This window comes from Achromobacter sp. GQ309 (genome assembly GCF_059759315.1).
Genome location: NZ_JCAXDP010000009.1, coordinates 78,299 through 104,152, shown reverse-complemented (window position 1 = coordinate 104,152; position 25,854 = coordinate 78,299). Strand labels below are relative to the sequence as shown.

The following is a 25,854-nucleotide window of genomic DNA, read 5'->3' as shown; positions in this document are numbered from 1 at the left end:
GCGTGAAGGGGCGTGCCGGCAACGGGCGTACCGGCAACGGGCGTACCGGCATCGGGCGTACCGGACCCCGCGCTCACGATTGCCCGCCGTCTTGCTGATGGCTCTTGCCCTTGCCCACGTACGGAATGGCGTGGTCGATGGTTTCCCAGATGTACCGCCCGGACGGGCTCTGCTGCTCTTCGGCCACGTGCGACACCAGGCCCGCCGCGCGCGAGATCACGGCAAAGCCGCGCATCAGATCGGTAGGCACGCCGATCTCGCTGAGCAGCGCGGCCACCGCGCCGGTTGCATTGATGGTGATGTGCTTGCCGTAGGTCTCGTCGATGGCGCTGGCCAGCCAGCGCAGCGCCTGCACCGACTCGCCGCTCAGTTCGCTTTCCGCCTCGGCCAGCGCCAGCAGCTTGATCGCGCGCGGATCGTCCGGCTTGTGCAGGTGATGGCCGAAGCCGGGCAGCGGGCTGCGCGACGCGCGGTGTTCGCGGGCAATGGCCAATGCTTCCGCGGGACCGTCGGGTGCCTGACGGATGCGGTCAAGCAGGCGCGAGCAGTTTTCCATGGTGCCCACGAACTGGCTGCCCACGGCCATCAGCCCGGACGCCACGGCGCCCTGCAGATTCTCGGGCGCGCTCATGTAGATCAGGCGCGTGGCGATCGCGCTGGGCGTCATGCCGTGCTCCATCAGCGTGACCAGCACCGCGTCCACGATGCGCATGTCCACGGGACGTGCGTCGCGACCGAGGATCTGCATGATCATGACTTCGGTAAACGACTTCTTGCCGATCAGGTCCTCGACCAGATCGACGTCGCGATACGACATGCCGGTCAGGTGATGGGCGCAGAGGCGGGTTTCGGGCTTGTTCATGGCGTTTCCTTCATTGCGGCGTCGCGCACCGCGTTCTTCAGCACCTTGCCCACGCTCGAGCGCGGCAGGCTGTCGTGGAAATGGATGTGTTTGGGCGTGGCGACCGGACCCAGCAGCGCGCGCACGTGCGCCTTGAGTTCGTCGCCATCGGCCTCGGCGCCCGCCTGAAGCTGGACGGCGGCGTGGACCGCTTCGCCCCACTTGTCGTCAGGCACGCCGAACACCGAGCATTCGTAGACGGCGGGATGCGCGGACAAGGCGTTTTCGACGTCCACCGGATAGATGTTGAACCCGCCGGTGATGATGACGTCGCGCAGGCGGTCCTTCAGGAACAGATAGCCGCGCGTGTCGATCAGGCCCGTGTCGCCGGTGTGCAGCCAGCCGTCGACGATGGTTTCAGCGGTCTTCTCGGGCAGGCGCCAGTAGCCGGTCATCACCAGATCGCCCTGGACCACGACTTCGCCGATTTCGCCGCGCGGCAGCAGCGTGCCGTCGGGCGCCATGATCGCCACGTCGGACAGCGGAGTGACCCGGCCGACCGACGCGCGATTTTCCGGCCCTTCGAGATCGGCGGGCCGCAGCACGGTGACGATCTGAGGCGCCTCCGTCTGGCCGTAGGTCGTGCCCAGCACCGGGCCGAAGAAGGCGCGCGCGCGCTCGATCTTTTCCACGGGCATGGGCGCGCCGCCGTAGATGAGGTTGCGCAGATGCGGGAAGTCCGCGCGCGAGACGCCGGGCTGCGCCATGATCATGTAGATCAGCGTGGGCGGCATGAAGCTCAGCGTGCCGCCGCGTTCGCGAAATGCCTCGGTGATGGTGGCAGGCGACACACTGTCCAGGAGCAGATGCGCGCCGCCCTGCGCCAGCACCGGCAACAGATAGGTGCCAGTGCCGTGCGTGATGGGTGCGGACACGACGTAGCGGTCTTCGGCGGTGAGGCCCCAGTTGAGGATCTGGTTGACGATGCCGGCGTTCCACGCGTGATAAGGCTGCATCACGCCCTTGGGCAGGCCGGTGGTGCCGCCCGTGAACTTGATGGCCTGCGTGGTGTCGCGCGGCAAGGCGTGACGCGCCGGAACGCGGTCGGCAAAACGCGCGAGCAGCGCGTCCAGCGCCAGGTCAGCGGCCGCGTCGTCCAGCACGATGCATCGTGCTGAACCCGCGGGCACGAGCGGCGCGCCTACGTCGTCGACGATCACGATGGACGGCTCGGTTGCATCCAGGATGCGGCCGATCTCGCGCGCGGTGCTGCGGTAGTTCAGCGGCACCCAGACCTTGCCGCTGGCCAGCACCGCGAGCAGCGCCAGGATGTGGCGCGCCGAGTTGCCGGCGCAGATGGCTACGCGCGTCTGCGGCTCGGGGTCCAGATCCTGCAGGGCGGCCGCCAGCGCACGCGTGTCCGCCGCCAGCCGCGCGTAAGTCACCTGCCCATCGGGACCGTCGAGCGCCACGCGGTCCGGATACTGCTCGGCGGCGCGGAAGAAGAAATCAATCGGGTACACCTATGCTCCTTGGATGCTTAATTGGCCTTGAGGTTGGCGCTTTTCACCACCGCGCCCCACTTGTCGATCTCGCTGGCGATCTTCTTGGCGAAGGTCTCCGGCGTGTTCGGCGCTTGGGGCGGGAAGAAGCCGCCTTGCTTGTAGGAGGTTTGCAGGGCTGGCGTCGCGAGCGCCTTGTTCAGCGCCTGGTTCAGGCGGTCGATGACGGGCCGGGGCGTGCCGGCCGGCGCCACCAGGCCAAACCACGATTCCACGTCGAAGTCAGGCAGGCCGGACTCCGCCAAGGTGGGCACATCGGGCGTGGCCGGCAGGCGCTGGGGCGAGGTGACGCCGATGGCGCGCAGCTTGCCCGCCTGCACGTGGGGCAGGGACGAGGGCAGGTTGTCGAACATGGAGTCCACCTGACCGCCCAGCAGGTCCGCCACGGCGGGACCGCTGCCGCGATACGGTACGTGCAGGATGTCGGTGCCGGTCTTCATCTTGAAGAGCTCGCAGGACAGATGAATGGACGATCCGCTGCCGGACGACGCGCACGTCAGCTTGCCGGGATGCTGCTTGGCATAGGCGATATATTCCTGCACCGTCTTGATCGGCAGCTTGGGATTGACCACCAGGATGTTCGGAATGGTCGCCAGCAACCCGACGGGTTCGAAGCCTTTGACGAAGTCGTAATTGAGCTGGCTGTACAGCGTGCGGTTGATGGTGTTGGCGATCGACCCGACATACAGCGTGTACCCGTCGGGCGCGGCACGCGAGACGATCTCGGCGCCGATATTGCTGTTGGCCCCGGTCTTGTTCTCGACGACGACCGTCTGCCCCAGTTCTTCGGCCAGGGACTTGGCCATCAGGCGCGCCACGATGTCGGTTGCGCCGCCGGCCGCATAGCCGACGACAAGGGTGATGGGGCGATCGGGATAGGGTTTGGCCGCCCAGGCCGGGGCGGCGGTCATCAGCGCCCCGCTCAAGGCCACCGCCGCAGCGGTCCAGCGCTTGCCGAATGTCTTCATTGTTGTCTCCGTCCTGTTTGTCTAATAATTGGACAGCTCTTCGTCTGTCCGCCTTCATATTCGGCTTTGATGGAGGCCCTATCAACGCAAGGTGTCCAGAAATTGAACAAACCGGATTCCGAGGGTTCCGGTCCGCGCATCCTGCGGCGCGGGCTGAAGTTGCTGGGCGTGCTGCGCCAGGCCGGCGCGGCCGGCATGCACGTGGTGGACATTGCGCGGGCCGCAGGCATGCAGCGGTCCACGGTGTATCGATACCTGGATGTGCTGGTCGAGGAGGGCTACGCGCTACGGGAATCGGGCGCGCCGCGCTGGCGCGTTGCTGAACTGGGCGTGATGATGGCCGGCGACCCGCACGCGCAGGCCGTGCGCAGTCTTCGGCCATTGCTGCGCCAGATCAGCGACGTCAGCGGCGATTCGGCGTTTCTCATCTGCCGCGCGGCGAATGATTCGCTGTGCCTGCATCGCGAGGTCGGCAATTACCCGGTGCAGGTGCTGGCCGTGACGGTCGGGCACCGCCAGCCGTTGGGCGTGGGCGCGGCCGGGTTGGCGCTGCTGGGCGCCTTGCCGGCCGCAGAAGCCGACGAGGTGGTGATGCAGAACGAGCAGGCGCTACGCGCCTACGGCGGGATGACGGTGGCGCAGATGCGGCGGCTGGTGGAGAACACGCGCGGGCGTGGCTGGGCCGTGGTGGGAAACGCGGCGGTGCCGGGCGTGTTGGGTGTGGGCATGGCGCTGTGCGATGCGGGCGGCTATCCGCGGCTGGCGGTCAGCGTGTCCAGCCTCATCAGCCGGATGCAGGCGCCGCGCCAGCGCAGCATTGCCGAACTGATCCGCGCGCAGGTGTCGCAGAGCGGATTCGGCATGCCGCACGGGGCGGGCGAGGGGGATTGAGGCCCGCCGCGATGCCGTTCCAGCGGCGGGTGGGGGCCGTTTCGTTCAGGCCGCGGCCGGCGTCGGCACGCGGTACGTCTTCTGGTAATGCACCGTGAACGTCTTGAAGGCGTCCAGCGCCTTGTGCGGGTCGTGTCCCGGCTTGACGAGGAAGCTGTCAAAGCCCACGCGCGCCTGGTAGTGGATGGTGTCGATCATCACGTCGCCGACTGCGCGCAGCTCGCCCTGCCAGCCGTAGCGCGTGCGCAGCAGCTGCGCCAGCGAATAACCGCGGCCATCGGTGTAGACCGGAAAGTCCACGGCGATGAACGCGATGCCCTCGGGGTGCAGCACGCCATCCGCGTCCGCCAGGTCCGTCAGGTCGGCGTCGGGATTGAGCAGCACGGCCACGGGATGCTTGTGGCGGCGCAGCGTGTTGCGCGAAGTCTTCCAGACGGCCAGCGGCACGATCCAGCCGGGCTCGTCGGACGGGACCTGGCCTTCGGCGGGCACTTCGGGTTCGGGGACGAACGGACGCGATGTGTCGGCCTCGAGTTTGCCGTTGCGGATGAGATGCGGGCCGGGGGCGTCGTGGGCGTAGATATCAGACATGGGCGGGCTCCGCTTGCTGCGTGGGTTTGGCGAAGGCAGGGTCCGCGTACACGTCCTGCTTGAAGGGATCGATGCCGACGCGGTCCACCACGTCGATGAAGCGTTCGGCGTCGCTGTCGCGCAGGCCCAGATACGTGCGGATCAACCGGTCCACCACGCCCGGCACCTGATGCCGCGCGAACGACGGGCCGATGATGCGGCCGATGGCCGCGCCGCCGCCATGCGTGGATTCGAGGTCGGGCAGCGGCTTGGCGGCGCCGTTCTGGCGGCCGCCGACCGTGACCTGATACCACTCCTCGCCGGCCTTATCGACGCCAAGAATGCCGATGTGGCCCACATGGTGATGGCCGCAGGAGTTGATGCAGCCCGAGATGTTCAGATCAAGTTCGCCGATCTCGAACAGGTAATCCAGGTTGTCGAACTGGCGCTGGATGGCTTCGGCCACGGGAATGGAGACGGCGTTGGCCAGCGCGCAGAAGTCTCCGCCCGGACAGGCGATGATGTTGGTGAGCAGACCGACGTTGGGCGTGGCGAGGTTCAGGGCCTCGAGCTTTTGCCACAGCTCGTGCAGCCGCGCGCGGCGCACGTCGGCCAGGATCAGGTTCTGTTCGTGCGACACGCGCAGTTCGCCATAGCCGAAGTCGTCGGCCAGGTCGGCCACCGCATCCATCTGGTCCGCGGTGATGTCGCCCGGCGGCACGCCGGTGGGTTTGAGCGACACGGTCACGGCGGCGTAGCCGGCAACCTTGTGCGCATGCACGTTGGTGCGCAGCCAGCGCGCGAAGCGCTTGTCGCCCGCGGCCAGCGCGTCGGTGTTGTCGATGTCGGACGCGGCGGCGGCGTCGTGCTGCGGCCAGACGAAGCGCGCCTTGATGCGGTCCACGAATTCCTGGGTGATGGTGTCGGGGCCGCCCTTGATGCGCTGCCACTCTTCATCGACCTGCTGCGCGTAGACCTCGGGCGTCAGGTCCTTGACCAGGATCTTGATGCGCGCCTTGTACTTGTTGTCGCGGCGGCCATGCAGGTTGTAGACCCGCAGCGCGGCCTGCAGATAGGTCAGCAGGTGCTGCCATTCGACGAACGGATTGATGAGCTTGCCGACGATGGGCGTGCGGCCCAGGCCGCCGCCGATCCATACGCGAAAGCCCAGCTTGCCGTCACGCTCGACGGCCTGCAGGCCGATGTCGTGCACGCCCACGGCTGCGCGGTCTTCCACGGCGCCGCTGACTGCGATCTTGAACTTGCGCGGCAGGAAGGCGAACTCGGGATGCAGCGTGGACCACTGGCGGATGATCTCGCACCAGATCAGCGGATCCACGAGTTCGTCCGGGGCGACGCCGGCAAAGTGGTCGGTGGTGGTGTTGCGGATGCAGTTGCCGCTGGTCTGGATGGCGTGCATCTGCACCGTGGCGAGTTCCGCCAGGATGTCCGGCACGTCTTCCAGCTTGGGCCAGTTGAACTGGATGTTCTGGCGCGTGCTGAAGTGTCCGTAGCCCCGGTCCCACTTGCGCGCGATGTGCGCCAGGGTGCGCAACTGGCGCGACGCCAGCAAGCCATACGGAATGGCAACGCGCAGCATGGGCGCGTGGCGCTGGATGTACAGGCCGTTCTGCAGGCGCAGGACGCGGAAATCGTCCTCGGTTAGCTGGCCGTCGAGAAAGCGGCGCGTCTGATCGGCAAACTGCGCGACACGCTGCTCGACAAGCTGTTGGTCGACGGGGTCATACACGTACATGTCTACTGCCCTTGGAAGTCTTTTCGGTCTGAACCCCGGGGGCGGGGTCGGGCGCACGGCGCCGGCAAAACGGGATTCATAACCGTAACAGCGACCCGCGAACACCGTCTAAGTCATTCTGGTAATAAAGAAATAAGGGCCCCCACGCCGCGCGCGCTAGCTGCCCCCGAGGGGGCTTCCCCGCCTTCGGACGGCCGGGCGGCCGGCTATCCTTGCGGGGATCGCGCGCTACGCTCTCTGCAAGGGGCGGCTGCCGGCGGGGCATGGGTCATGCGCGACGGGCATTTTTGCAGAGGATGGATTTTCAGCCTTTGCGGGAGGTCATCTGCACCGATGACGTCCAGCGGCGCTAGCGATGCATATAGATAGTCGCAACTGACCGGGCCGGGGCTCGCCTTCGACGCAGCTACAACGCCGCATTCACCGCCCAGCGGGCCACGAACACCAGAATGATCACCAGGCAGGCCGCGAGCAGCAGGCCGGTGACGATGAGGGGGCCGGGCTTGTTGTGGGCGATGTCGGCATCGTAGCCGCGGCCGCGGCGTACGCCGAAGAAGGCCCACAGCACGGAGCGGACCGTGCGCAGGAAACCGAGCATATGCGCCTCCGGGCGGATTCTTGACGGCCCACTGTAGACGCTGGCGTGTCCGGCAGACAGATGCAGATCCGCGTCAGCCGACCGTATCAGATGGCGCGGCGGCGTGTGCGCCGATGCCGCGCACGATGTGTTCCAGCAGTTCGCGCGCGGCCGGCGAGATGTGGCGGCCGGCGCGGCTCAGGACGTGCAGGCTGCCCTGGTTCAGGATGGGATTGGCCAGCGGCAGGCTCGCGAGGCGCTGGGCCTGCATGTCGGCGGTGACGGCGATGGGGGGCGTGAGCGCGTAGCCGATGCCGGCCGCCGCGAACTGCCATAGCGCCTTGAACGACGAGGTGGTCAGCACGTTGTGCAGCCGGACCTGCTCGCTGATCTCGGCGGCCTGGATGTGCTGGCGCACGCCAAACCCTTCCTGCATGGACGCGCCGGGGTAGTCGGCCAGATCGGTCAGCAAGAGGGGCCGGCGCAGGCGCGTCAGCGGGTGGTCCTGACGCACGATGGCCCGTATCGGCTCGGGCCGCGAGTAATGCGTGCGCAGCCGGGCATCGTTGGGCGGCTGGAACACCAGCCCGATGTAAGCGCGGTCGTCGACGATGCGCTGGACGATTTCGGACGTGCGGGCCACGTCGATGTCCAGCGTGACTTCGGGATGGCTGCGCCAGTAGCCCGGCAGCACGCGGTCGAACATCAGCTCCACAAAGCCTTCGCCCAGCACCAGGTCGATGTGGCCGCGTTCGGCTTTGCGCAGGCTGTCGATTTCAGAGAAGAAGCTCTCCTGGATGTCCTGCTGCCGTTTTACATAGCGCGCCAGGATGTGGCCGGCATCGGTGGGCACGAGGCCACGTCCCCGGCGTTCGAACAGCGCCATGCCGCAGTCGCGCTCCAGGGCGGCGATCGCGCGGCTGACGGCGGACGGGTCCATTTCCAGGGCCTCGGCCGCGCCGCGCACGGATCCCCGGCTCATGACCTGCATGAAGTAGTGGGTGCGGCGCGCGTCGAGTTGTTCGTCCATGGCGGCTGGCTCCGGGCGGAATGCGGCTGATTTTCCACGAAAGGAATTAAGGGTTTACCCTTATTTCGATTTGTCCCGTGCAAAACTTTCCGAGGAAAGGCGAATTCGTTGCATTTTACGCAACGTTTCTCGGCGGCCCGTGTCATGGTTGCCCGCCAGAGGGGTGGGCGAAAATTGCGCAGTCCGAATCGGCCGCCCGCTGCGCGCGCCGTTCGCGCTGTATTGGCCGTTTGAATCGACCGAGCCGCTCTTCAAGCGCCGTCGCCCGAACCTTCCGAATTCGCTTGCCCCGCCGGCTCCACCTGGACGTCCGGGCGCCGGTTTCCGGGTTCGTCCGGCCCACTGCCACGATCACTATTCACGTCATCAGGGGAAAACCAATGTCTCATGCCAGCGCAAGCCTGGCTTCGCCTTCCATGCCGCTATCGGGGCGCGTGCGCATGCTCGCCGCCATCCTGCTGGTGGTGGTCATTTCCGAAGCGATCGGCAGCGTCACCTTCTCGGTCGGTCCGGGCAAGATCATCCTGCAGCCCATGCTGTGGGCCATTTTCATCGGCGCGGTGGTTGCGGCGTTCGGCCAGCGGCTGCCGGCAGGCGCCGGCATCGACAAGGCGATGCAGACCCGCATCAGCGGCTACCTGCAATATGCGCTGCTGCCGTTCCTGGCCAAGCTGGGTCTGATGGTGGGCGGCGCGTTGCCGCAGGTGCGCGAGGCCGGCTGGGCGCTGGTGTTCCAGGAGTTCGGCCACTTCTTCGGCACCATGGCCATCGGCCTGCCCCTGGCGCTGCTGCTCGGCATCAAGCGTGAAGCGATTGGCGCGACATTCTCGGTGGGCCGCGAGCCCAGCCTGGCGATCATCGGCGAGCGCTACGGCATGAACTCGCCGGAAGGCCGCGGCGTCATGGCCGAATACATCACCGGCACCGTGATCGGCGCGCTGTTCGTGGCGCTGATGGCCGGCTTCATCACCAGCCTGAACATCTTCGATCCGCGCTCGCTCGCCATGGGCGCCGGCGTGGGCTCGGGCAGCATGATGGCCGCAGGCGTGGGCGCGATCGCTTCGCAGCAGACGCCCGAAATGGCGCATCAGGTCGCTGCGCTGGCCGCGGCCGCCAACCTGCTGACGACGGTGGTCGGCGTGTACTTCACCCTGTTCATCTCGCTGCCCACGACGATCTTCCTGTACGGCAAGCTCGAGCCCGTGCTGGGCCGCTTCTCGCGTGGCAAGAACGAGGCCGTGGTCGACGACAGCGTGTCGGAAGACGTGCCCGCGCACGGCTCGAAGATGGGCTTCGGCGACCGCCTGACCGCCTACGTCATCTGCGGGCTGTTCGCGCTGGTGGGCAACCGTCTGGGCTACAACGTGCCGTTCGCGGACGCACTGCCGGGCATGGCCATCATCGTGCTGCTGGTCGTCATCACCGACCTGATCCTGCGCGTCGTGCCCAAGCTGCCGGCCGTGTTCGTGCTGTCGGTGATCGCCATGACCGCCGGCTGCCCGGGCGTGCTGCCGTATTCGGATCAGATCATTGCAATGGTCGGCAAGGTCAATTTCTTGCCGTTCACGACGGTGATCCTGGCGATGGCTGGCCTGTCGATCCTGAAGGACCTGCCTGCGTTCCGCAAGCTGGGCTGGAAGATCGTGGTGGTGTCGCTGGCGGCGAACGCCGGCACGTTCATGGGCGCCACGATGATCGCGGAATTCTTCCACTGATCCATCACGCTTCGCGAAAAAGCCGCCTGTTGCAGGCGGCTTTGTCATTTTCTGGGCCTTGCTGGCGTCAGAGTTTGTAGCCGCCGCTTGCCTCGATGACCTGGGCGGTCACCCAACGGCCTTCGTCCGAGGCGAGAAAGGCCACCGTCGCGGCGATCTCCGAGGTTTCGCCGAATCGGCCAAGCGCTGTGTCGGCTTCTATCGCTTTAACCATGGCGGCATTTTCGCGGACGGCGGCGTTCATGTCGGTGCGAATCCAGCCTGGCGCCACGGCATTCACCGTGATGCCGCGCGTGCCCAACTCCTGGGCAAGCGCGTGGGTCAGGTTGTTGATGCTGGCCTTGGCCATCGAGTAGATGGGCACGGCGGACATTGCCCGCACGCCGGCGCCGGAAGAGATATTGATGATCCGACCATTGCGGGACAGACGGCTCAGTGCGGCTTGAACCATGAAAAAAGGTGCGCGGGCGTGGACGGCGAAGAGCGTGTCCCAACTCTCCGGGGTGGCCTCCGCCAATCCGCCCCAACCGGAATTTCCCGCATTGTTCACGAGAATGTCGAGTGCGTTGCTGCCCATCAGGTCAGCGAGCCTGCCGTCAAGATTCTCGAACAGGGCGGGAATGGTGTTTGCATCGGTCAGATCGGCGTGCAGTGCGAAAGCGCGGCCTCCGGCTGCTTGAATGGCGCCAACCACGTCGTCCGCGCCAGCCTTGCTGACGTTGTAGGTCAGCGCGACCATCGCACCTTCCTGGGCCAGGCGTTCAGCGATCGAACGGCCGATGCCGCGGGACCCTCCGGTCACCAGGGCGGTTTTTCCAACTAGCATCTGTGACATGGAAATCTCCTTGGTCAAACGATGCGTTCGCGCACGATGGGCCCAGGATCTGCCAAAACAACCGACAGCCCCATTCGAATCAGATCCGCATCGCCGCCGTATTCGTGCCGCGCGATGTGGTGCAGCAGCACACCCAACTGCTCCAGCTGGCGAGCTGCCTTCAGCGGGCCTGCGTTGACGGGCGCAAAGCCCGCGTCGTCGACCAGCTTTCGCACGACCTGACCGGCTTCGGGGTCGTCCGTGGCATAGAAAACGTTGGGCCTGGACGGCGATGACGCCCAGGCGGCGGCTTCCAGCACGGGCGCGGCCATCAGGCTGAACGCCTTTACCACCCGCGCCGCAGGAAGTCTTTTTTGCAGATATTCGGCGGTCGAGCTGTCTCGCATGAAGGCATGATCATGGAAGTGTTCGAAATCGCCGGTGACGCCAAGCGGGTTCATGGTTTCGATCACGATCTTGCCGTCGAGCGCATTGCCCACCGCGTCGATCACGGCGTCCACCCGAGGCCAATAGACCGAGAACAGCACCGCTTCACCGAAGTCTGCTGCCTGTTTGATGGTGCCAAGCCTTGCGTCGTCGGCCAGCTCGGCAAGCAAGGGAGAGATCTTGCGATCCTCACCGTCCTTGGCAAGCACCAGTTGATGATTGGCGGAGGCCCAGGCTCGCGCGAGCCGGCTACCGATGTTGCCGGTGTTCAGAATTCCTATCTTCATTGCACTTTCCGCTAACGATGAATGCGGCTGGCGGCGCCGCGAACGGGCGCCGGGCGCCAGGGAGTTATTGCTTGACGGTGTCGGCGCTGGCCTGCTCGAGGAAAAGATCCACGTGCACTTTCGGCATGCCCACCAGCGTTCCACCGATCGGGGACGGACGCACCGCCTCATTGATGAGCTTGCGTGCCTCTTGCGGGAGAACCGGCTCGCCCCGCTGCTGGTAGATCCTCTTGGCCTCGTCATCCGACACGCCCGCGGGAACGACCGGCGCATACCGCCAGAAGTAGATCGGCGTACCGGGTTCCACGCGCCAGCTGTCGGCAAGCGAGCCGGCGTTGACGACGTCGTAGCCCACTGCCTCGATGAAGCGCGTCACGGTCTGCACCGCGTCGGCGTCGTCACCGGCAATGGGCAGCGTTGTCCGATCAGCATTGCCCTTGGGGCGGGCGTTGCTTTCCATGTGAATCCAGCTCAGGTTGTGAAGCCCCTTGACCACCGCCGCGCCTGGCAGGTGCCGCTGGATGAGTGCGCTTGATGTCAGTTCGCCTGCATCAAGATCGGGGCGGCGAAATCCGCCCATGCCGGGGTAGTAGTTGGTCTGGTCGAGCACGACCTTTCCGGCGAACCGGTCGGCCGGCAGGCTTTCGAATGTCGCCAACGGAATAGCGAGCGAGACGATGTCTCCCGCTGCGATCGCGTCGTCGACCGAGCCGGCACGGGCAAGGGGTCCCAAGGCTTTGGTCAGCGCAGAGAGCGTTTCGGGACCGCGTGAATTGCTGATCACGACGTTGTGACCCGCCGCGACGGCCAGACGCGCGACAGCCTTGCCGACAAGGCCGGCGCCAATGATTCCGATTGTTTGTTTCATCGTAGATATCCGTTGATGGAGCGCGGCGGAATTCGCCGGCAGATGTCATGCAGGGCACGCCCGCCGCGTCGCGGCCGATGTGCAGCGTGTTGCATGAAGCTCACTGTAGATTCGGCTCCCGGATTGATAAATGGTGCTGAAAGGCAAATACTGTTGTCCATGAATACATCAATCGATTTGCCCGAAATGAGAGTTTTCGCGGCGGTGGTGACCGATGGCTCGTTCACGTCCGCGGCCGAGCGGCTTGGCACCGATAAGGCGCGCGTCAGCCGCATCGTCAGGCGTATGGAAGAAAAGCTGGGCGTCCAACTCCTTACCCGTTCGACACGCCGCCTCAATGTGACCGAGGTGGGGCGGGACTATTTCGAACGCGCCGTCTGCATCCTGACCGCTGCTGAGGCGGCTGAGGCCGCGGTGGCGCAGCAGTCCCGCGAGCCCAAGGGATTGCTCAAGATCACGGCGGGCGCCGAGTTCGGGACGATGATGGTGGATGACTGGATTGCGGCGTTTCTGCGCGCGGCGCCCAAGGTGACCGTGGAAGCGGAATACACGAACCGGCTGGTGGACATCATCCATGAAGGATTCGACGTCGCAATCCGTGTCGGCGCGCTGGAGGATTCAGGGCTTTCTGCGCGTCGGCTTGGCGAAGTGTCATACGGGCTGTATGCAGCGCCGAACTACCTCAAGCGCGCACCGACGCTATCCGCAGTCGGAGATTTGAAACACCACGCGTTGATCATGAAGACAATCCGTGGCCGCTCGAGTTGGACGCTGGTCAAAGAGGCGATAGCGGAAAGGGTCACAGCGACGCCCCGTTGTGCCGTCAACAGCATCATCGCGGCAAAGAATCTTGCCGTCGCGGGGCTGGGAATCGCGCAGCTGCCACGTTTCATGGCAGCGACGTTCGTGGCGGACGGCAGCCTCGCCTGTGTGCTTGCGGGCTGGGCTGAAATTCCGGCACCCGTTCATGCCGTGTTCGCATCCAGCCGCTATATGGATCCCAAGGTGCGCACTTTCGTGGATCTGAGCGTGGAGGCGTTCAAGGGCGGAGACGCCTGAACGCCGTCCGCTTACATCCAGCGTGATTGGCCCGGCCGGTAGCGCGCGTTGTCGGTCACATTTTCAGTGGGCCCGATGTTGGCCACTGCTGGGATGCCGGCGCTCGCCGCCTTCATGACAGCCGCCGCCTGCAATTCCACCTGCGGATTGCCCATGGCGACGCGATAGGGTTGCAGCGGCGCCAGGCCTTCGATGGTGCCCCAGTCGTTAGCGATGTCGGCGCGTTGCGCCACCGGGCCCGGCCGCGCGGCAAAGTCCTCGACCGCGCGCCGCATCCGGGCGTCCGCGTACAGATCGCGCAATTCATCGATATTGATGGCGGGCGCGGTGAGGGCAAGAGGCGCGACGGCAGGGTCGGCTTTGTGTCTGACAGGCGGGGCGTCTTGTTCCGCCCTTGCCAATCTGTCGGCCCGAGCGCGTTCCGCGCGCTGGGCGTCGCGGGCGGCCTGGGCTTGCGCGGTGCGCTGGGCCTGCCGGGCGGCGAAGTTCTGCGCGGCGCGTTCGGCTTCCCAGGCAGGGCGGTTCTCATCCAGCATCGAAACGCGCGCCGGATAAGGCGCGGCGACGTGGGGGATGGCGGAGATCGCAGAAATGGCCATGCGGGGGCTCCTTGTCGTGATTGACCTTTGGGTTGGTCTGTCCGGGGAGATGCAAGTTCACTGTAGCAAAGGCCTCTGCGAAAGGCTTTACCCATCTGTGGATTTCGTAACCGTCTCCCACGCCGTCAATTCCTCCTGCAAGGCGGCCAGCTTGCCCCGCACCAACCCGAGCGCATCGCTGCCGAGCAGCAGGTGCGCGGGAGGATGATCGGCGTCGATGGCCGCCAGCATGGCGCGCGCCGCCTTGCGCGGATCCCCCAGCTGACGGCCGTTTTTCTCTTCGCGGGCCTTGCGGATAGGGTCGAAGAGGGCGTCGTAGTCCGCAATGGTGCGGGGCGTGCGCGTCATGGATCGGCCCGCCCAGTCGGTGCGGAACGACCCCGGCGCCACCGCCGTCACGGCGATGCCCAGCGGCTGTACTTCCTTGCCCAGCGCTTCGGAAATCCCCTCCAGCGCGAACTTGCTGCCGCAGTAGTACGCGATGCCCGGCATGGTGATGTGGCCGCCCATGGAAGTGATGTTCAGGATGTGGCCGCGCCGGCGCTGGCGCATGAAGGGCAGGACTGCCTTCATCATCGCGACCGCGCCAAACACGTTCACGTCGAACTGGCGGCGCATTTCCGGCAGGGGCGACTCTTCCATCACGCCTTCATGGCCGTAGCCCGCGTTGTTGACCAGCACGTCGATGGCGCCGACGCGGGCCTCGATATCGGCCACCACGCCGTCAATGGCGTCGAAGTCGGTGACGTCCAACACGCGACCGATCGCAGCGCCGGGAGACAGGCTTTCAAACGCGAGGCGGGCCGGCTCGCCGCGCACCGTGCCGACGACGCGGTGGCCTGCGGCCAGGGCTTCCTCGGCCAGGGCGCGGCCGAAGCCGCTGCTGACGCCTGTGATGAGCAGGGTTTTGGGGGAGGTCATGGAGGGGGCTCCGAAGTCATTGGAGAATGCATGGTAGTCTTGCCAAACTGCGCGGATAAGCCGTATTCCGCTGCTTATCTTGCACAAAGCTATGAACACCAACGCCACGGCCCCCGACGACGCGGTAGGCGCGGATCCTGCCGAAAGCCGCATGGCCGCGCTGCTGCGCGGCCTGGCGCCTGATGAGGGCTACAACCTGACCGCGTTGCCCAGCGTGCGCGTGCTGCGCGCCAACCGGGCGCTGCCGCGCACGCCAGTGCTGTATGACCCGGGCATCGTGATCGTCTGTCAGGGCCGCAAGCGCGGCTACTTCGGCGATCGGCTGTACCTTTACGACGAGCAGCATTACCTGGCCGTGTCCGTCCCGGTGCCCTTCAGCATGGAGACCGACGCAACGCCCGAGCGCCCGCTGCTGGCGCTGTACCTGCACCTGGATTTCGCGCTGGCCGCGGAGCTGGCGTCTGAGATCGACGCCGCCGGCTCTGCGGCGGCTGCCCAGCCGCCGCAAAGCATGTTGTCGACGCCGATGGATGACGCGATGCGCACGTCGGTGCTGCGATTCATCGAGGCCATGTCCCGCCCGCTTGAAGCCGCCGTGCTGGGACCAGGGCTGTTGCGTGAGCTGTATTTCCGCGTGCTGACCGGCCCGCAGGGCGGTTCGATGCGGGAAGCGTTGTCCCTGCGCGGGCAGTTTGGCCGGATCGGCAGATCCCTGCGCTTCATTCACGCGGAATACGCCCGGCCGCTGGACGTGACGCGGCTGGCCGACGAGGCGGGCATGAGCGTCCCCAGCTTTCACAGCCATTTCAAGGCGGTGACGCAGGTCTCTCCCATGCAGTACGTGAAATCGACGCGCCTGCACCAGGCGCGTCTCTTGATGGTGCGGCAGGACCTTACGGCCGAGTCGGCGAGCCAGGCGGTGGGCTACACAAGCCCGTCCCAGTTCAGCCGCGAGTTCAAGCGCCTGTTTGGCCTGACGCCGGCGGCGGAGGCGCGACGCATGCGCGATGGCTTCGCTTTGCCGGCATTCGCGGACGCCACCTACGTGTCGTCACACTGAATCGGCGGCTGCCCGCCGACGGTTCGTTCAAGGCTTGGTGGCCTGCATCGACGGACGCTGGCTGAAGCCTTCGAACCACTTGGCCGTGGCGGGGTGCGACGCGCGCCAGTCCAGATCCGGGAAGCGGAAGTCCAGGTAGCCCAATGCGCAGCCGATGGTGACGGTGCCGATGTCCAACCGGCCTTCGAGGCTTGCGGCGTTCTTCTCGATGAGCGCGAGACCGTCGCGCACCTTGCCAAGCTGTCCTTCAACCCAGCCATCCCAGCGCAACGCCTCCGGGCGCAGCACGGTCTCATAGCGCGCCAGCAGCGCCGCACCCAGCATGCCGTCGGCCATCGCCTGCTCGGCCAGCACCGGCCAGCGGGCCTTGCCGGCGGGGAAGAACGTGCCGCCGCCCAGATCGTTCAGATACTCGCAGACAACGCGGCTGTCGAACAGCGCCAGGCCGTCATCGGTGATGAACGTGGGCACCTGGCCCAGCGGGTTGCTCGGGATGATGGTCTGGTCGCGGGCGACGGGACCGGCGGCGCTTGGCAGCTTTTCAATGCGGTCGACCAGGCCGAGTTCATGGGCGATGACCATGCACTTGCGGACAAACGGCGAAGCAGGCGAGAAGAAGATTTTCATGGGGTTCCCTGTCGGTGAGAGGCGTCAGTGTTGCGCAGGGGGCGAACGCTGTCCAGCCTGCTTGCGGATGACCGGCGGGGAACACATGAAGGGGGAATGGATGCGCTGCGCAAGGCGGCGCGAACGCTGGCATGAAGGCGATGGCGCGCGTCGGGCGACGCGCACTTTGCATGCAGACAGCGCCGGAACCGTTGCGGTCCGGCGCGCGCCGCGTATCAGCGGCTTATCCGCTGCTTATTCCGTAATACCCGTTTCCAGGCAGGGCTTGAACTCCCCGGTGTCGGGATCGCGCAGGAACAGGACGCCGGTGGCCACGCCGAAGTACGCGCCGTGCAGTTCCAGTTCGCCCTTTTCGACGCGGCGGCGGATGGACGGGAACGTCATCAGGTTGTTCAGGCTGTGCGCAACGGTGGCCAGTTCCAGACGCTTCAGGTTGGCCTGGCGGTCGCCGGTATCCGGCGACATGCCCTTGGCCACGGGTTCGATCTGCGACATCCACTTGCCGATGAAATCGCTCTTGCTCAGCGGCGTGGCGTCGTCGAAGAAGAAGCGGATACCGCCGCAGGACGCGTGGCCCAGCACGACGATGTGCTTGACGTTCAGGCCGTTGACCGCGAATTCGATGGCGGCGCTGGTGCCGTGGTACGACGATTCCGAGTCCGGGTCACAGGGCGGCACAAGGTTGGCCACGTTGCGCACGACGAACATCTCGCCGGGGCCGGCGTCGAAGATCGCTTCGGGCGACACGCGCGAGTCGCAGCATCCGATGATCAGGATTTCCGGGCTTTGGCCGATTTCGGCCAGCTTTTGATAGCGGCTGCTTTCAGTCTGGAAGCGGCCGTCCAGGAAAGATTGATAGCCTTCGGAGAGTCTTTTGGGAAACATGATCTTCACTTCCTAGTATCGAGGCCAGGCTTGCTGGCGCGCCGGCATACGCAATAAGGGGCTTCGTTTGGAAGCCCCTGTTATCGAGTCGGCAGACGCGATTTTCCCATAACTGGCCTGATATCCACCTGTCTAAACCCTGATCAGAAAAGGGTTTTTGGCGGCTGGCCGGGCGGCGGTCTGACCTAGCGTGCGGCGACGTCCAGCGCATTCACCCGGGCGAATTCCAGCGGCGTGATCGCCTTGACCACCTTGATCTGGCCGGGCGCGAACGGGCCGACTACATCTTCGCTGACCCTGCCGATCTCGCGGTTCTGCGCGTCGTACAGGACGTAAGTCAGCAGGACGCTGTTGACGTTGCGCTCCGACTGGTTGGCAAGAAAGCCGGTAATGGTGGAGACGTTGCGGGTGCTGTCGCGCACGGCCTGGACGTTGCCCAGGGTGATGCCGTAGGCAAGGCTTTGCGCGGCAGCGGCGCCGGACAGGCCGGCCAGCACGACGAGCGCGGCAAGGACGAGTTTTTTCATGGTTGTCTCCTGATACGGCCCGCGGCGGCGACGGTAGTACGGCATCGCGGCGGGGATCAGGCGTATCTCACTCCTTTCTGCCACGAGAGACAACGGGCCAGAAGGATGAATGGGTAACAGGTTGCGGCGGATGTTGCCAATGCTGGGGCTTTGTTCGATGATTGCCAAGCCGGCGCCTTGGCCGGCGGACCGTGCCGCCCGCGTCGCGCGTGCCATTGCGCGAGGGGCGCTCAAGGGAGGAACTCATGCTTTCCCGTACCAGCCAGCTGGCTTCGGCCATCCTGTTGTCCGCATGTTTTGCCGGCGCGCAGGCGCAGACCCCCGCCGCTCCCTCAACCGCCAAGACGCCCACGCCGCAGCAGCAGCGCATGTCGGACTGCAACAAGGCCGCCGAGGGCAAGAAGGGCGACGACCGCAAGACGTTCATGAGCAGTTGCCTGAAGGGCGAGGAGCCGGCCAAGCAACTGACGCCGCAGCAGCAAAAGATGAAGGACTGCAACGCGAAGGCCGCGGAACAGAAACTGGCCGGCGACGCGCGCAAGACGTTCATGAGCACGTGTTTGAAGGGGTGAACAACCGGCAAGAAAAAACGCCAGACGATGTCTGGCGTTTTTTTTTTGGACCGCTGACCGATGCTGTTGGGTGTCAGACACCCAAGATGCTCAGGTGCAGCTTCAGGGCCGTCTTGTATGGGTGCCAGACACCGGCGCTCCGCGCGTCACGCCGTCGCAATCGGCGTGACCGGCGATCCAATCGCATGCGGCAGGCGCAGCGGCGGCGCAGTCAGCATGAAGTGGTGGCGGCCATTGGCAAACAGGAACTCAGCCAGGTCCTTCAAATACCAAAGCTCCGCCAGCGGCAGCCCCAGCTTGAACAGGCAGTGATGATGCAGCGGCAGCATCGGGCGCGCGCCGGACTTTTCGCGGGCGGGGTAGGCCTCGACCGCGTAGTTATCGGCGCAGATGGCGGCGATGCCGCTATCGGTGATCCATTGCAGCAGCGCGTCGTCGGTGCCGTCCAGCGCGGCGCCGTAGGTGTGCAGCACCTCGGGGTCCGGCATGCCGTCCATCGCGACCACGGCTTCGGCGTAGCCGGTGCGCAGCACCAGCATGTCGCCGCGCTCAATCGTGATGCCATCCGTTGCCAGCACGTGCATCAATTCGGCGTGGCCGATCAGCGTGCGGCCCGGGCCGTAATGGCGGAACAGGTCGACCAGCACGCCGCGGCCCTGCATGCCTTTCTGCGCCAGGTTCTCAACGCCCAGCTTCAGCGCGGCGGACGGGCCGCCGCTGTTGCAACCGCAGCCGGTGTGATCGCCATCATTGGGTCCCACAACGTCCACGCCGGCCTGAAAGCCGTTGTAGTAGCGCAGCTCGGGTGTGCCGTCGCCATCGGCATCGAACAATGCGCCCACGTGCGCCAGCGCGTCCCATTGCGTCGAGTACTGCATGGACAGCAACACCTGGTCGTCGCTCAGCACGTCGAGCGCGTCGGGGTTGACGTTTTTCAACGGGAAGTTCAGGTACGGCGTGTCCTTGAGCTTCGTGGGGCTCAATTGCGGCGGGTGGCGCCGCGGGTTGAGCACGTTGCCGCCGGGCAGGTCCAGCGGCAGGGACAGGCAGAAGGTCTTGCCGGCGCGGATCTCGCGTGCGCCCTTCAGGACCTGTTCTTCGGTGATGAGATTCAGGCGGCCGAGTTGGTCGTCGGGCCCGAAGTCGCCCCAGTTGGAGCCTTCGGGCCGATGCTTCCAGCGTTGCATGCGGCTTACTCCGTCAGGAAGTCGACGACCGCGCGGGTGAAGGCTTCCGGTTGCTCCCAGTTCGAGATGTGGGAGGTGTTCAATTCCACGTAGCGCGCGCCGGGAATGGCAGCCGCGAGTTCCTGGCCTTGCGCGGGCGTGGCGGCCAGGTCGTGCGTGCTGCTGATGACCAGCGTGGGGGCGGTGATGGACGACACCTGCTCGCGGAAGTCGGCGTCGCGCAGCGCGGCGCAGTTGCCCGAGTAGCCGGCGTCCGGCGTGCGGCGCAGCATGTCGATCAGCACCTGCGTCAGGCCCGGCTCGGCGGCGCGATAGCCGTCGGTCAGCCAGCGTTCGACCAGCGTGGGCGCCATCTTTTCGAGCGTCTGCTCGGCCACGGCGGCGATGCGGGTGCTCCAGCCTTCGGCCGAGCCGATGCGCGCGGCGGTGTTGCACAGAACCAGCTTGCCGACGAGTTCGGGTCGCGCCAGCGCCAGCCACAGGCCGGTCGGGCCGCCCATCGACAGGCCGCAGAAATGCGCGCGCTTGATGTCCAGGTGGGCCAGCAGTTCGGCGACGTCGTTGCCCAGCTGCTCGAAGCTGTATTCGCCTTCGGGGACCGACGACTTGCCGTGGCCGCGGGTGTCGTAGCGCAGCACGCGGAAGTGGCGGGTCAGTTCAGGGATCTGGCGGGCCCACATGTCGGCGTTGGTGCCCAGCGAATTGGAGAGCACGAGCACCGGCGCGTCGGCGGGGCCATCGATGACGTAGAACAGCCGTGCCTGGCTGAGATCGGCGTAAGCCATGTGGAATTCCTTTGGGGAAGGCTGCGGCCGCGCAAGCAGGCGGCCGCGCGGGTATTACAGGTGGCAGACGCCGTCGACGTAGGCTTTGCGCCAGCGGGTGATGGTTACGCGGTCGAACAGGTCGGCCTGCGCAAACGGATCGGCGTCGATGAACCGCTGCGCGGCTTCGCGCGTGTCGACGTCGACGATATACAGCCCGCCGCCCGCATCCTTGCCGTCATCCTGCAGCTTGGCGCCGCACGCCAGCAGCAGCTGCTTGTTGGCGTCCAGGTATTCCAGGTGCTTGGCGCGGTGCTGCTGGCGCATTTCCTGGTGGTTGGGCTTGTCGAAGGTTTCGATGATGTAGGGCATGCGAGGCTCCTGTCAGATCGCCGAGGGATGGCGCGCGAGCGCGGTGACTTCGATATCCATGTACGGGAAAAGCGGCAGCGACGACAGCAGCGTGTGGAGCTCGTCGTTGTTTTCGACGTCGAAGATGCTGACGTTGGCGTAGCGGCCGACGACGCGCCACAGGCTCTTCCACTTGCCGTCGCGCTGCAGCTGCTGCGCCAGGGCCTTTTCGTCAGCCTTCAGTTTGTCCGCGCGTTCGGCGGGCATGTCGACGGGCAGGTTGACCTGCATTTGAACCATGAACAACATGATGGACTCTCCATGATGCCGCCCCGGCGCGCGGGGCGGTGTAGCGGCAATTAAGGCGGAAACTAAGGGAATTCAGTTCGCAAACTTCAGCGGCAGGCCGGTCAGGCGCAGCAGCTCATCGGCGGTCATGTCGCCAAAGATATCGGTGACCGTCACTCCATCCTTGTTGATGTCGAACACGGCCACATCCGTGTACACGCGCGACACGCAGCGCACGCCGGTCAGCGGGTATGTGCAGGCCTCGACCAGCTTGCTCTGGCCTTCGCGGGTCTGCAGTTCCATCATCACGAAGACGTCCTTGGCGCCGATGGCCAGGTCCATCGCGCCGCCGACGGCGGGGATGGCGTCGGGCGCGCCGGTGTGCCAGTTGGCCAGGTCGCCATGCTGCGAGACCTGGAAGGCGCCCAGCACGCAGATGTCCAGGTGGCCGCCGCGCATCATCGCGAACGAATCGGCGTGATGGAAGAACGAGCAGCCGGGCAGTTCGGTGACGGGCTGCTTGCCGGCGTTGATGAGGTCGTAGTCTTCCTCGCCCTTGGCGGGCGCGGGGCCCATGCCCAGCATGCCGTTTTCGGTATGCAGGATGACTTCGCGGCCGGCCGGCAAATGGTTGGCGACGAGCGTGGGCAGGCCGATGCCCAGGTTGACGTAGGCGCCTTCCGGAATGTCCTGCGCGACGCGGGCGGCGATCTGGTCGCGGGTCAGTTTGGTGCTCATTGCTGCTCCTTGGCGGCCTGCTGGCCTGCGATCTGCACGACGCGCTTGACGAAGATGCCGGGGGTGACGACGGTTTCGGGGTCGAGCTCGCCCAGTTCGACGATCTCGCGGACCTGCGCCACGGCCACGCGCGCGGCGCTGGCCATGATAGGGCCGAAGTTGCGGGCGGTCTTGCGGTAGACCAAGTTGCCCCAGCGGTCGCCGCGCTCGGCCTTGATCAGCGCGTAGTCGGCGTGCAGCGGATACTCCAGCACGTACTGGCGGCCGTTGATCTCGCGGGTTTCCTTGCCGTCGGCCAGCGGGGTGCCGTAACCGGTGGGCGTGAAGAACGCGCCGATGCCGGCGCCGGCGGCGCGGATGCGCTCGGCCAGATTGCCTTGGGGCACCAGTTCCAGTTCCAGCTTGCCGCTGCGGTACAGGCCGTCAAAGATCTGCGAGTCCGCCTGGCGCGGGAACGAGCAGATGATCTTGCGCACGCGGTTGGCGCCCAAGAGGGCGGCGAGGCCCGTGGTGCCGTTGCCGGCGTTGTTGTTGATGATGACCAGGTCCTTGGCGCCCTGTTCAAGCAGGGCGTCGATCAGTTCCATGGGCTGGCCGGCGGTGCCGAAGCCGCCGATCATGACGGTGGCGCCATCGGGGACGTCCGCCAGGGCGGCGGCAGCGCTTGCAACAGTCTTAGAGATCATGATGTTCGCTCATAGGTGGCGTGTCATAATTTGTTCTTCTTTCGAACTTTCGTTCTTCTGAAGAACATCGTTTCATGGGGAATGCGAAGGCGTCAAGGCAAGCCCGCACGCCGCACTCTCCATCGTTCGGAGTCGCCCGCAAGGGGCAACGCAGGCTCGCCGCGGCGGGCCTTTTACTCGTGGAACCAGACGGATGGCCGAGCAAGATCCCCAGCAACCCAGCGACAGTTACGTGCAGTCCTTCGCGCGCGGCTTGTCGGTGATCCGGGCCTTCGGCCCCGACCGTTCGCAGATGACGCTGTCCGAGGTGGCCGCGGTGACGGGGCTGACCCGCGCCGGCGCGCGCCGCATCCTGCTGACGCTGGAACACCTGGGCTACGTTACGGCCGACGACCGCAAGTTCTCGCTGACCCCGCGCATCCTGGAACTGGGCTACGCGTATCTGTCGGGCACGCCGCTGTGGAACCTGGCGCTGCCCTACATGGAAGAAGTGGCCGAGCTGACGCGCGAGTCCTGCTCCGTGTCGGTGCTGGAAGGCGCCGACATCGTGTACATCCTGCGCCTGTCGACGCATAAGGTGATGACGATCAATCTGGCCGTGGGCAGCCGCTTGCCGGCATGGGTAACGTCGATGGGCCGCGTGCTGCTGGCGGGCCTGCCGGAAGCCGAGCTGGACCGGGTGCTGGCGATGAGCCAGATCCAGACCTACACGGCGGAAACCGTCACCGACATCGCCGAACTGAAGCGCGTGCTGGCCGGCGTGCGTGCCGACGGCTATGCCTGCGTGGCGCAGGAGCTGGAACCCGGCCTGCAATCCGTGGCGGTGCCCATCATCGACCGCAGCGGCCGCGTGATCGCCGCGATGAACGTCAGCGGTCACGCCAACCGGTTTTCGCGCGAGGCGATGCTGGAAGCGTTTTTGCCGCCGCTGCGCCGCGCCGCCGACCAGATCAACCACGCGCTGCTGCGCCGCTAGGCCAAGCCTGCGGGCGGCAGAGGGATTGGTCCGGACGGACATGGCGGCCGCGATCAGATGGGCGCGACGCCGAGCGTCGTGCCGCCGCAGACATACAGCATCTGGCCGGTGACAAACCCGTTGTCGGGCGACAGGAAGAACATCGCGGCGCGCGCGACGTCTTCGGGCGTGCCCAGGCGCTTGACGACGATGCTGTTGATGATGCGCTCGGTTTGCGGGGCGCCGGCCGGATTGCTCTTGGTGAAGAGGTCGGTGGCGATGGGGCCCGGGCCGATGGCGTTGACGGTGATGCCGTCGCCGCCCAGTTCCATGGCCAGCGTGCGCGTCAGGCCCACAAGCCCGGCCTTGGTGGCCGAATAGACCACGCGATCCGGCTTGCCCAGCGCGGCGCGCGACGACATGTTGACGATGCGACCAAAGCCGGCTTCGCGCATGGCGGGCAGCGCGGCCTGCACCAGGATGAGCGCGGTGCGCAGATGCAGATTGACGACGTAGTCCAGGTCGGCCAGCGTGGCGGTGTCGGCGGTGCCGGGCCGTGTGGCGCCGGCGTTGTTGACGAGACCGACGATGTTGAACGCGCTGGTGACTTCGCGCGCGACTTCCTGCGTGCGCGCTTCATCGGTCAGATCGGCCTGATACGAGACCAGACCCGCCGGCGGATTCTCGGGCAGCTTGTAGTCGATGTTGACGACCTTATGGCCGGCATCGAGCAGCATGCGGATGATGGCGGCGCCGATCCCGGCGCTGCCGCCGGTGACGAGATATGCGGTGGGTTTGGTCATATCGGTTTCCGTTCAGTGTTCAAGAACTCAATGGGTCAGGTAGCCCCAGGCGAGGACGGCGGTGATGTGGATCACGCCGACCCACAGCATCATGATGACGGTATAGCCCATCACGTCGCGCAGCTTGAGCTTGGACAGGGCCAGCGCCGGCAGGATCCAGAAGGGCTGCACCAGATCGTTCCAGGCGTTGCCCAGCATGACGGCCATGGTGGTCTGGTTGAGCGCGCTGCCGATTTCCTTGGCGGCGTCGATCATGAACGGACCCTGGATGACCCAGTGACCGCCGGCGGACGGCGCGAAGAAGTTGATGACGAACGAGCTGATCAAACCCCAGAACGGCAGGGTTTCAGGCGTGGCGACGTCGACAAAGACCGCGGAGATCGTGGTGACCAGACCCGAGGCGGCCATGATGGCCATGATGCCGGCGTAGAACGGGTACTGCAGGATGATCCCGGAGATGGTCTTGATGCCTTCGGTCAGCTTGGCGACGTAGGCGGCGGGCGTGCCGAGCAGGATGATGCCCAGGAACAGGATGATGAAGTTGATGAGGTTCAGGTCGAGCGAGCCGCCGTCCATGAAGTGAAAGACGACGTAGGCCACGCCGAGCGCGCCGATCAGCAGGCTGAGCAGGCGGCTGTTGTTGAGCTTCGAGGCGATGGTGCCCTTCTCGAGCATGTCTTCGGCGGCGTTGGACGCGTTGGCGTCGCGGTCGATGTTGGGGTCGACTTCGACGATGGCCTCACCCTTCTTGGGGTGCAGCCAGGCGTTGAGCAGCGGCAGGGTGATGATGATGACCAGGCTGGTGAGCAGCATGGGCACGGAGAAGATGGTTTCCGACAGGGGGATGGTGCCCATCTGCGCGGCGGTGGGGTGGCCGGGCGTGGCGACGAGAACGGGGATGCTGGCGGACAGGCCCAGACCGTACATGGTGAAGCCGCTGTAGGCGGCGGCGATGATCAGGGGGTAGTGAACACCCTTGACCTTCAATGCCAGTTTTTTGGCGACGATGCCGCCGATGACAAGACCAAAGCCCCAGTTCAGGTAGCTGCCGACGCCGCCGACGAGGGTGGCGACGATGATGGCGGTGTGCGGCTTGTGGACGTGGCTGACGATGCGGTTGAGCAGGCGGTCGGTGAGCGGTGCGGTGGCCAGCACGTAGCCCATTGCCAGGATGACGGCCATCTGGGTGGTGAAGGCCAAGAGGCTCCAGAAGCCTTTGCCCCAGGCGCGGGTGATGTCGCCGATGCCCTGGCCTTCGATGCCCATGGCCAGCAGCACGGTGAGCAAGGTGAGCGCGATCGCAAAGACAAAGGGATCGGGCAGATACTTGCGCATCAGCTCGGTAAAGAATGAAGCCAATTTATTCATGGTGCCTCCAACAACTCCGTAAGGCGGTTCTCTGATGTCCGGCGGCGCGGGTCATCGGGTGACGATGCGGGCGTGCCGGACGATTGCTTTTCTTTGTGTGGGTGGGCTCGTGGCCCGATGGCGCGGTCGGTCATGGCC

The 25,854-nt window shown here is 65.7% G+C and carries 29 protein-coding genes; 6 read left to right on the top strand and 23 right to left on the bottom strand.

All coding sequences use genetic code 11. The annotated features are described in order from the left end of the window. Positions 1 to 73: 73 nt before the first annotated feature. The 3 genes from AC6CIE_RS25060 to AC6CIE_RS25050 are packed head-to-tail and all read right to left on the bottom strand — an operon-like array spanning position 74 to position 3,371. Positions 74 to 862, bottom strand: a complete 789-nt coding sequence (locus AC6CIE_RS25060) for a citryl-CoA lyase (protein ID WP_175122148.1) — start codon at positions 860 to 862, stop codon at positions 74 to 76. Next, the gene (locus tag AC6CIE_RS25055) at positions 859 to 2,364 is read right to left on the bottom strand and encodes a class I adenylate-forming enzyme family protein (protein WP_498094463.1); all 1,506 of its coding nucleotides are present in this window, start codon (positions 2,362 to 2,364) and stop codon (positions 859 to 861) included. The genes AC6CIE_RS25060 and AC6CIE_RS25055 overlap by 4 nt, the downstream gene beginning before the upstream one ends. 17 nt (positions 2,365 to 2,381) lie before the next feature. Next, positions 2,382 to 3,371 (bottom strand): Bug family tripartite tricarboxylate transporter substrate binding protein, encoded by a 990-nt coding sequence (locus tag AC6CIE_RS25050; RefSeq protein ID WP_175139524.1) that lies wholly within the window; start codon positions 3,369 to 3,371, stop codon positions 2,382 to 2,384. A gap of 102 nt (positions 3,372 to 3,473) precedes the next feature. Between AC6CIE_RS25050 and AC6CIE_RS25045 the strand changes: the two genes are divergently transcribed. Then, positions 3,474 to 4,262, top strand: a complete 789-nt coding sequence (locus tag AC6CIE_RS25045) for an IclR family transcriptional regulator (RefSeq protein ID WP_498094461.1) — start codon at positions 3,474 to 3,476, stop codon at positions 4,260 to 4,262. Positions 4,263 to 4,307: 45 nt separating this feature from the next. Here AC6CIE_RS25045 and AC6CIE_RS25040 read toward each other — a convergent pair whose 3' ends face one another. From AC6CIE_RS25040 to AC6CIE_RS25025, 4 genes are all read right to left on the bottom strand, one after another. Then, a complete protein-coding gene (locus tag AC6CIE_RS25040; protein WP_498094459.1) occupies positions 4,308 to 4,853 on the bottom strand; it encodes a DUF934 domain-containing protein in 546 nt (181 codons plus the stop codon). Then, the gene (locus AC6CIE_RS25035) at positions 4,846 to 6,588 is read right to left on the bottom strand and encodes a nitrite/sulfite reductase (protein ID WP_175122153.1); all 1,743 of its coding nucleotides are present in this window, start codon (positions 6,586 to 6,588) and stop codon (positions 4,846 to 4,848) included. The genes AC6CIE_RS25040 and AC6CIE_RS25035 overlap by 8 nt, the downstream gene beginning before the upstream one ends. Positions 6,589 to 6,994: 406 nt before the next feature. After that, positions 6,995 to 7,186 carry a DUF2970 domain-containing protein gene (locus AC6CIE_RS25030; RefSeq protein WP_481146395.1) on the bottom strand — a complete coding sequence of 64 codons (192 nt, stop codon included), beginning with the start codon at positions 7,184 to 7,186 and terminating at the stop codon, positions 6,995 to 6,997. A gap of 73 nt (positions 7,187 to 7,259) precedes the next feature. After that, positions 7,260 to 8,195 (bottom strand): LysR family transcriptional regulator, encoded by a 936-nt coding sequence (locus AC6CIE_RS25025; RefSeq protein ID WP_175122154.1) that lies wholly within the window; start codon positions 8,193 to 8,195, stop codon positions 7,260 to 7,262. Between the two features lie 380 nt (positions 8,196 to 8,575). Here AC6CIE_RS25025 and AC6CIE_RS25020 point away from each other — a divergent pair, with 380 nt between their 5' ends. Next, entirely contained in the window at positions 8,576 to 9,910 is a 1,335-nt protein-coding gene (locus AC6CIE_RS25020; RefSeq protein WP_175122155.1) for a DUF3100 domain-containing protein, read from the top strand. 67 nt (positions 9,911 to 9,977) lie between these two features. On the opposite strand, the gene AC6CIE_RS25015 is transcribed toward AC6CIE_RS25020, so the two are convergent. The 3 genes from AC6CIE_RS25015 to AC6CIE_RS25005 all read right to left on the bottom strand — a co-directional run bounded on the left by AC6CIE_RS25015 (position 9,978) and on the right by AC6CIE_RS25005 (position 12,326). Then, positions 9,978 to 10,745 carry an SDR family NAD(P)-dependent oxidoreductase gene (locus tag AC6CIE_RS25015; RefSeq protein WP_175122156.1) on the bottom strand — a complete coding sequence of 256 codons (768 nt, stop codon included), beginning with the start codon at positions 10,743 to 10,745 and terminating at the stop codon, positions 9,978 to 9,980. 14 nt (positions 10,746 to 10,759) lie between these two features. Continuing rightward, positions 10,760 to 11,458, bottom strand: coding sequence for an NADPH-dependent F420 reductase (locus AC6CIE_RS25010; protein WP_498094456.1), 699 nt, complete (start codon positions 11,456 to 11,458; stop codon positions 10,760 to 10,762). A gap of 64 nt (positions 11,459 to 11,522) precedes the next feature. Further along, positions 11,523 to 12,326: an NADPH-dependent F420 reductase gene (locus tag AC6CIE_RS25005; RefSeq protein WP_498094454.1), complete on the bottom strand. Its 804-nt coding sequence runs from the start codon at positions 12,324 to 12,326 to the stop codon at positions 11,523 to 11,525. A 93-nt stretch (positions 12,327 to 12,419) separates the two neighbouring features. On the opposite strand from AC6CIE_RS25005, the gene AC6CIE_RS25000 reads away from it, so the two are divergent. Next, positions 12,420 to 13,385, top strand: a complete 966-nt coding sequence (locus tag AC6CIE_RS25000; RefSeq protein WP_498094452.1) for a LysR family transcriptional regulator — start codon at positions 12,420 to 12,422, stop codon at positions 13,383 to 13,385. 11 nt (positions 13,386 to 13,396) lie between these two features. Here the strand turns inward: AC6CIE_RS25000 and AC6CIE_RS24995 are convergent, their stop codons facing one another. Next, the gene (locus AC6CIE_RS24995) at positions 13,397 to 13,984 is read right to left on the bottom strand and encodes a hypothetical protein (RefSeq protein ID WP_498094450.1); all 588 of its coding nucleotides are present in this window, start codon (positions 13,982 to 13,984) and stop codon (positions 13,397 to 13,399) included. Positions 13,985 to 14,071: 87 nt separating this feature from the next. Further along, positions 14,072 to 14,905 (bottom strand): oxidoreductase, encoded by an 834-nt coding sequence (locus AC6CIE_RS24990; RefSeq protein ID WP_498094448.1) that lies wholly within the window; start codon positions 14,903 to 14,905, stop codon positions 14,072 to 14,074. A 151-nt stretch (positions 14,906 to 15,056) separates the two neighbouring features. Between AC6CIE_RS24990 and AC6CIE_RS24985 the strand changes: the two genes are divergently transcribed. Then, complete coding sequence (locus tag AC6CIE_RS24985) at positions 15,057 to 15,965, top strand: AraC family transcriptional regulator (RefSeq protein ID WP_498094522.1); 909 nt, start codon at positions 15,057 to 15,059, stop codon at positions 15,963 to 15,965. Between the two features lie 27 nt (positions 15,966 to 15,992). On the opposite strand, the gene AC6CIE_RS24980 is transcribed toward AC6CIE_RS24985, so the two are convergent. The 3 genes from AC6CIE_RS24980 to AC6CIE_RS24970 all read right to left on the bottom strand — a co-directional run bounded on the left by AC6CIE_RS24980 (position 15,993) and on the right by AC6CIE_RS24970 (position 18,004). Then, positions 15,993 to 16,592, bottom strand: a complete 600-nt coding sequence (locus AC6CIE_RS24980; RefSeq protein WP_498094446.1) for a glutathione S-transferase — start codon at positions 16,590 to 16,592, stop codon at positions 15,993 to 15,995. Between the two features lie 234 nt (positions 16,593 to 16,826). Beyond that, positions 16,827 to 17,477, bottom strand: coding sequence for a carbonic anhydrase (locus AC6CIE_RS24975; protein WP_105241734.1), 651 nt, complete (start codon positions 17,475 to 17,477; stop codon positions 16,827 to 16,829). Positions 17,478 to 17,662: 185 nt separating this feature from the next. Continuing rightward, a complete protein-coding gene (locus AC6CIE_RS24970) occupies positions 17,663 to 18,004 on the bottom strand; it encodes an FxLYD domain-containing protein (RefSeq protein ID WP_175122163.1) in 342 nt (113 codons plus the stop codon). 245 nt (positions 18,005 to 18,249) lie between these two features. Between AC6CIE_RS24970 and AC6CIE_RS24965 the strand changes: the two genes are divergently transcribed. Further along, on the top strand, positions 18,250 to 18,576 hold the full coding sequence (locus AC6CIE_RS24965; RefSeq protein ID WP_175139528.1) for a PsiF family protein: 327 nt from the start codon (positions 18,250 to 18,252) through the stop codon (positions 18,574 to 18,576). A 146-nt stretch (positions 18,577 to 18,722) separates the two neighbouring features. Here AC6CIE_RS24965 and AC6CIE_RS24960 read toward each other — a convergent pair whose 3' ends face one another. The 6 genes from AC6CIE_RS24960 to AC6CIE_RS24935 all read right to left on the bottom strand — a co-directional run bounded on the left by AC6CIE_RS24960 (position 18,723) and on the right by AC6CIE_RS24935 (position 22,590). Continuing rightward, a complete protein-coding gene (locus AC6CIE_RS24960; RefSeq protein ID WP_498094444.1) occupies positions 18,723 to 19,763 on the bottom strand; it encodes a cyclase family protein in 1,041 nt (346 codons plus the stop codon). Positions 19,764 to 19,768: 5 nt separating this feature from the next. Continuing rightward, the gene (gene pcaD, locus AC6CIE_RS24955) at positions 19,769 to 20,548 is read right to left on the bottom strand and encodes a 3-oxoadipate enol-lactonase (RefSeq protein WP_175122166.1); all 780 of its coding nucleotides are present in this window, start codon (positions 20,546 to 20,548) and stop codon (positions 19,769 to 19,771) included. A 54-nt stretch (positions 20,549 to 20,602) separates the two neighbouring features. Further along, complete coding sequence (locus AC6CIE_RS24950) at positions 20,603 to 20,899, bottom strand: YciI family protein (RefSeq protein ID WP_498094442.1); 297 nt, start codon at positions 20,897 to 20,899, stop codon at positions 20,603 to 20,605. A gap of 12 nt (positions 20,900 to 20,911) precedes the next feature. Then, positions 20,912 to 21,187, bottom strand: coding sequence for a muconolactone Delta-isomerase (gene catC, locus AC6CIE_RS24945; protein WP_056559790.1), 276 nt, complete (start codon positions 21,185 to 21,187; stop codon positions 20,912 to 20,914). 72 nt (positions 21,188 to 21,259) lie between these two features. Next, a complete protein-coding gene (locus tag AC6CIE_RS24940; RefSeq protein WP_175184882.1) occupies positions 21,260 to 21,904 on the bottom strand; it encodes a 3-oxoacid CoA-transferase subunit B in 645 nt (214 codons plus the stop codon). After that, positions 21,901 to 22,590 carry a 3-oxoacid CoA-transferase subunit A gene (locus AC6CIE_RS24935; RefSeq protein WP_056559787.1) on the bottom strand — a complete coding sequence of 230 codons (690 nt, stop codon included), beginning with the start codon at positions 22,588 to 22,590 and terminating at the stop codon, positions 21,901 to 21,903. Before AC6CIE_RS24935 ends, AC6CIE_RS24940 begins: the two co-directional genes overlap by 4 nt. Before the next feature lie 193 nt (positions 22,591 to 22,783). On the opposite strand from AC6CIE_RS24935, the gene AC6CIE_RS24930 reads away from it, so the two are divergent. Further along, on the top strand, positions 22,784 to 23,566 hold the full coding sequence (locus AC6CIE_RS24930) for an IclR family transcriptional regulator (protein ID WP_056559785.1): 783 nt from the start codon (positions 22,784 to 22,786) through the stop codon (positions 23,564 to 23,566). A 53-nt stretch (positions 23,567 to 23,619) separates the two neighbouring features. On the opposite strand, the gene AC6CIE_RS24925 is transcribed toward AC6CIE_RS24930, so the two are convergent. Next, positions 23,620 to 24,348, bottom strand: a complete 729-nt coding sequence (locus tag AC6CIE_RS24925; RefSeq protein WP_056559783.1) for an SDR family NAD(P)-dependent oxidoreductase — start codon at positions 24,346 to 24,348, stop codon at positions 23,620 to 23,622. A 27-nt stretch (positions 24,349 to 24,375) separates the two neighbouring features. Continuing rightward, positions 24,376 to 25,716: a short-chain fatty acid transporter gene (locus AC6CIE_RS24920; RefSeq protein WP_279976126.1), complete on the bottom strand. Its 1,341-nt coding sequence runs from the start codon at positions 25,714 to 25,716 to the stop codon at positions 24,376 to 24,378. Positions 25,717 to 25,854: the final 138 nt, after the last annotated feature.